Source organism: Streptosporangium sp. NPDC006013 (assembly GCF_040614275.1).
Taxonomy (GTDB): Bacteria; Actinomycetota; Actinomycetes; order Streptosporangiales; family Streptosporangiaceae; genus Streptosporangium.
The window spans coordinates 1-3,840 of record NZ_JBEXUE010000707.1; the positions used below are offsets into that span (position 1 = coordinate 1).

Below are 3,840 nucleotides of genomic sequence, written 5' to 3' on the forward strand. Positions count from 1 at the left end.
GGTTCCGCCAGTAAGATCACAAACTAGATCTTGATCCAGTAGCGCCGTGCGGGACCGTACTCGGTGTCCCGTACGCCTTCGAGGACGCCGCCGTTGTGCTCGATCGTCTTCACCGAGGCGAGGTTGTCGACTTCGCAGACGATCAGCACCCGGTCCAGACCGAGTGCCCGCGCCTCGTCGAGCATCCGGCCCAGCGCCCAGGTGGCCAGCCCACGCTGACGTGAAGACGGTCGGATACCGTACCCGATGTGGCCAAACTGCAGCACGTAGTCGTTGAGCCCGTGCCGCAGCGCGATCCCGCCGTGCACCCGGTCGCCCTCGACGATCCACCGATACATGCAACTCATTCGGCCGGTCTCCACCGGCTTCGCCGGATCCGACTCCTCAGCCAGTCTCGCCACCCAGGTCGCGAATCCGTCCGGCGAGTCGACCTCGTCGGACGGCCCCAGCCCGAATCCGTCCTCGTGGAGGCCCGGGCCCCACTCGTGATGCGCCTCAAGCCAGGCGGAGTGCAAGTGCGTGGTGGGCGTGATCAGTTCAGGCATACGGCGACGATATTCATCCAGACCATCACGATCTACGGCTGGAGTACTAACCAGCGAGGAGCTTGCTGACCGCCTGGTGGGAGACTCCGAGTAGCAAGCCGATGTCCCGATGGGGAAGCCCCTGCTCGTGCAGACGGCGCGCGGCCTCGCGGGAACGACTGACCGCGTCATCACGCAACCGGTCCGCCTCCTGGCGGATCTCCCTGGTCCGCGCGACCTCCGCGGCGAGTTCCTCCCCCAGGACGGGAACCACCGTGATCTGCCAAGCCGTCACGGCCGGGTCGTCGATGTCGAAGCGAAGGGCCAGTAGATCGCGTACCGTCTCCTCGGCCTGATCGAGCCGCCGCACTTGAGTATGCGCCGGGCGCCGCAATCCCGGCCCTTCGATCTCCAGCGCCCACCAGCCACCGGACCGCTGGGCCGTGACCCGGAACTCATTCACTTGGCCTCCTCCTCGTCATCCTGGCTCATGTCCTGTTGAGCTTCGGCGAGTAGTGTGTCCCACTCCTTGAGAATGCCCTTGGCCGTCAACTCGTTGACTTCAGTTTGGACAGTACCGAGTCACTGATGCCCCTCCCCCAGCGCTGGGCGGCGGGTGCCGGATACAACACTCGGAGATGTTCCAAGAGCAGCGGAAACGTCCGGGCGGTGTGTGCTAAAAAAGGCGCGTCGGCCCAGCTCATTGGGGATTGCCGAGAGATCGGCGAGCCCGGGTGAGCGGGCGGGCCGGAACGACAGACCGTGCCACGGCGCCCGGAAGGGCGTGAGCGAGCCGGTCCCCGGAAAAAGAAAGACGGCCCCGAGCCGGTGCTACCAACACCGTCCCAGGGCCTTGATCAATTCACCCTGCTAGACCAGGAGAAAGATCCGTGCTCGACTGTACCCGCGCGCCCGCGCCCGTATCAAACATCCTCTCCCGCCAGACGATCGTCTCCTCGGTCTCGGAGGGCGGGCGATGAGCATCCGGCAGGCGAAGCCACCCTCCGACCGGTTCACCCGGATATCCAACCTCTGGATCCGTGACCTGCGGCTGTCATGGAAGGCGCGCGGCCTGCTGGCCTGGCTGACCTCGCACGCGACCGGCTTCCGGGTCTCGGAGAAGACCATCGTCTGCGCCGCCCCGGACGGCCGGGACGCGGCCCGGTCCGCCATCGGGGAGCTGGAGGCGTACGGCTACCTGCTGCGCGAACGCGAGCGGGGCCGCGACGGCAGGCTCGGCGCCGTCACCTACATCATCTGCGACCCCTGGTCGCCGCGACTCACCGGCCACGAGCCCGCGCCGGAAAACCCGCCGTTGGCCCCGACCAGCACGGACACCGTGAAACCCCAGGTCGCGGCCTACGCCGGGAAACCCAACATAGGAAAACCCACCCGTATAAGAAGAGCAGCAAAGCAAGAAGACCAGAACCCCGAGAAGATCAGCGAAAACCCACCTCTTCTCGCCGTAGGCGAGCCTGCGGACCGTAAGGGGCCGGGCGCCGCACCGACGCCTGCGGCGAACCCGGAAGAGTTGTCCCGAATGGCCGCCGAGTTGCTCGGCAGGCTGCCCGACCACTACCGCCGCGCTCCGGCCTGGCTACGCTCCCGGCTGCTGAAAAGGATCTCCGAGGCCCTCACCCGGCACTCCCCGCCGGCCATCGCCGACTACTGCGTTAAGTTCGTCGGTGATCCCGCCTTCGGCGACTACGAGCATCTGCGCCGGTTCGACGACGTGCTCAGAAAGCTGGCCGCCGACATCGCCGACGGCACCGCCTGCCCCGGCTGCGGACACGATCCCCGGCATCCGTTCTGCGACACGGAGGTGGGAGATAGGGCCGCCCGGCCAAGCCCCGAAGTCCCCCCAGGTCCGTCCCGCGAGGCGAAAGGCCGCCATCACCACTTCGAAGGCGGCGCAGTCCACGATGTTGCCGCCGGTCAGGTGCGGTGCGCAGCCGCCACGGGATGCCGTTGACGACCTCGCGACGGTCGCGCCGGTCGCGCCGGGGGCGCCTCCTGCCGTCCGTGACGGGCAGCAGGGGCTCGATCCGTTGCCAGGCCTTGTCGGTTCACCTCGTCGCACCACGAACGATCATCCAGCCGCACCTGGGATGATCATGTGTGGACAGGCCCCAGGGAGACCGGTCGTCCCGGAGTGGGAGAAACGAGCAGATCGTCGAGACCGGCTTCGGAGAAGGCGGCGTGCACGTCCGTCTGGCCCTCGGTGAAGTGGGTCCAGCCCTCGACATGGAGCGGCACGACGTGCCGGGCTTTCAGCAGGCGCGCGGCGATCACCATCTCGGCGGCGTTCAGGGTGAGCCGCTCGTCGAACATGGGCGTGCGGACGGCGCCGCCGAACAGCAGCGCGACGTCGACGACCGGGAACCGCCCGGCGATGAGCTCCACGTACTCCAGCGAGGCGTTGTCCCCGCTGATGTAGATGGTGGGCAGCCCGTCGCCGGTGAGCACGAAGCCGGTGACCTGGCCGACGATGGGCTCGCATCCCGGCGGGCCGTGCAGGGCGGGAACGGCGGTGACGCGTACCCGGCCGACGTCGTGGTGCTGCCAGGGGTGCATCGGGGTGACCTCGATGCGCGCGGCGGCCTCGGGCGTGCTCAGGGTCAGCGGCGCGGCGGACATCATCTGGCGGCCCAGCCTGTCCAGGTTGTCGGGGTGCTGGTCGTGGCTGAGCAGTACCAGGTCCACCCGGCCGACGTCGGCCGGGGAGAGTGCCGGGCCGATGGTCTTGGTGAGCGTGAGCGGCCCGACGGGGTGATCTCCCGGCGGATCGAAGGTCGGATCGGTGAGGATGCGCAGCCCGCCGAGTTCCAGTATGGCCGTCGGGCCGCCGATCACGGTGATGGTGGTCGTCATGGGCGGATCCGTTCGCTGCGCGGTCGGGCATCGTCTGGATCATGCTAGCCCCGCATTCCACACATGACCTCGATTTACCTGGCCCGATTACCCTCTGCACTGAATCAAACACCGGTCTGTAGCGATGCGGCAGGTGCGGAAAACGGGGCTAGCCGACCGGGACGCGGGACGCCCCCCGGTCGAGCACACCGCCTGGTGCTCCAACCTTCCTGGGCGGAAGGTCACCGGGATCCGGCGTGTCCCGGACACGCCGGACACGCCGGACCCGTGCGGCCCCATGACCGGCGGTGGCCCCGGATCCGCCCGTACCGATGACGCTCGTCCCGCGGCCACGGGATCGGGCCGCGTGCACCGGTCGGCCGCAGCCTCTAAAGAAGCAGGACCAGGACTATCCGGCCGGGCCCACCACGATCGAGATCCTGTCGGTCGTCGCCGAGGACTCGGC

General features: G+C 68.2%; 4 protein-coding genes and 1 pseudogene. 1 reads left to right on the forward strand and 4 read right to left on the reverse strand.

All coding sequences use genetic code 11. From position 1 onward, the window contains the following. Positions 1 to 23: 23 nt before the first annotated feature. Positions 24 to 545 carry a GNAT family N-acetyltransferase gene (locus tag ABZ260_RS48230; RefSeq protein WP_355631908.1) on the reverse strand — a complete coding sequence of 174 codons (522 nt, stop codon included), beginning with the start codon at positions 543 to 545 and terminating at the stop codon, positions 24 to 26. Positions 546 to 591: 46 nt separating this feature from the next. Next, complete coding sequence (locus tag ABZ260_RS48235; RefSeq protein ID WP_355631911.1) at positions 592 to 987, reverse strand: hypothetical protein; 396 nt, start codon at positions 985 to 987, stop codon at positions 592 to 594. 513 nt (positions 988 to 1,500) lie between these two features. Here ABZ260_RS48235 and ABZ260_RS48240 point away from each other — a divergent pair. Beyond that, positions 1,501 to 2,496, forward strand: coding sequence for a hypothetical protein (locus ABZ260_RS48240; protein WP_355631914.1), 996 nt, complete (start codon positions 1,501 to 1,503; stop codon positions 2,494 to 2,496). Positions 2,497 to 2,524: 28 nt separating this feature from the next. Here the strand turns inward: ABZ260_RS48240 and ABZ260_RS48245 are convergent. Together ABZ260_RS48245 and ABZ260_RS48250 are read right to left on the reverse strand one after the other, a co-directional pair. Beyond that, positions 2,525 to 2,569: pseudogene (locus ABZ260_RS48245) on the reverse strand (hypothetical protein); the annotation flags it as partial. 67 nt (positions 2,570 to 2,636) lie between these two features. Continuing rightward, the gene (locus tag ABZ260_RS48250) at positions 2,637 to 3,395 is read right to left on the reverse strand and encodes an MBL fold metallo-hydrolase (protein WP_355631917.1); all 759 of its coding nucleotides are present in this window, start codon (positions 3,393 to 3,395) and stop codon (positions 2,637 to 2,639) included. Between the last annotated feature and the right edge of the window lie 445 nt (positions 3,396 to 3,840).

What these genes read in the sequence shown, in the direction of transcription:
- ABZ260_RS48240 (WP_355631914.1), top strand. Translation starts at nt 1,501, where the DNA reads ATGAGCATCCGGCAGGCGAAGCCACCCTCCGACCGGTTCACCCGGATA.
- ABZ260_RS48250 (WP_355631917.1), bottom strand. Translation starts at nt 3,395, where the DNA reads ATGACGACCACCATCACCGTGATCGGCGGCCCGACGGCCATACTGGAA.
- ABZ260_RS48230 (WP_355631908.1), bottom strand. Translation starts at nt 545, where the DNA reads ATGCCTGAACTGATCACGCCCACCACGCACTTGCACTCCGCCTGGCTT.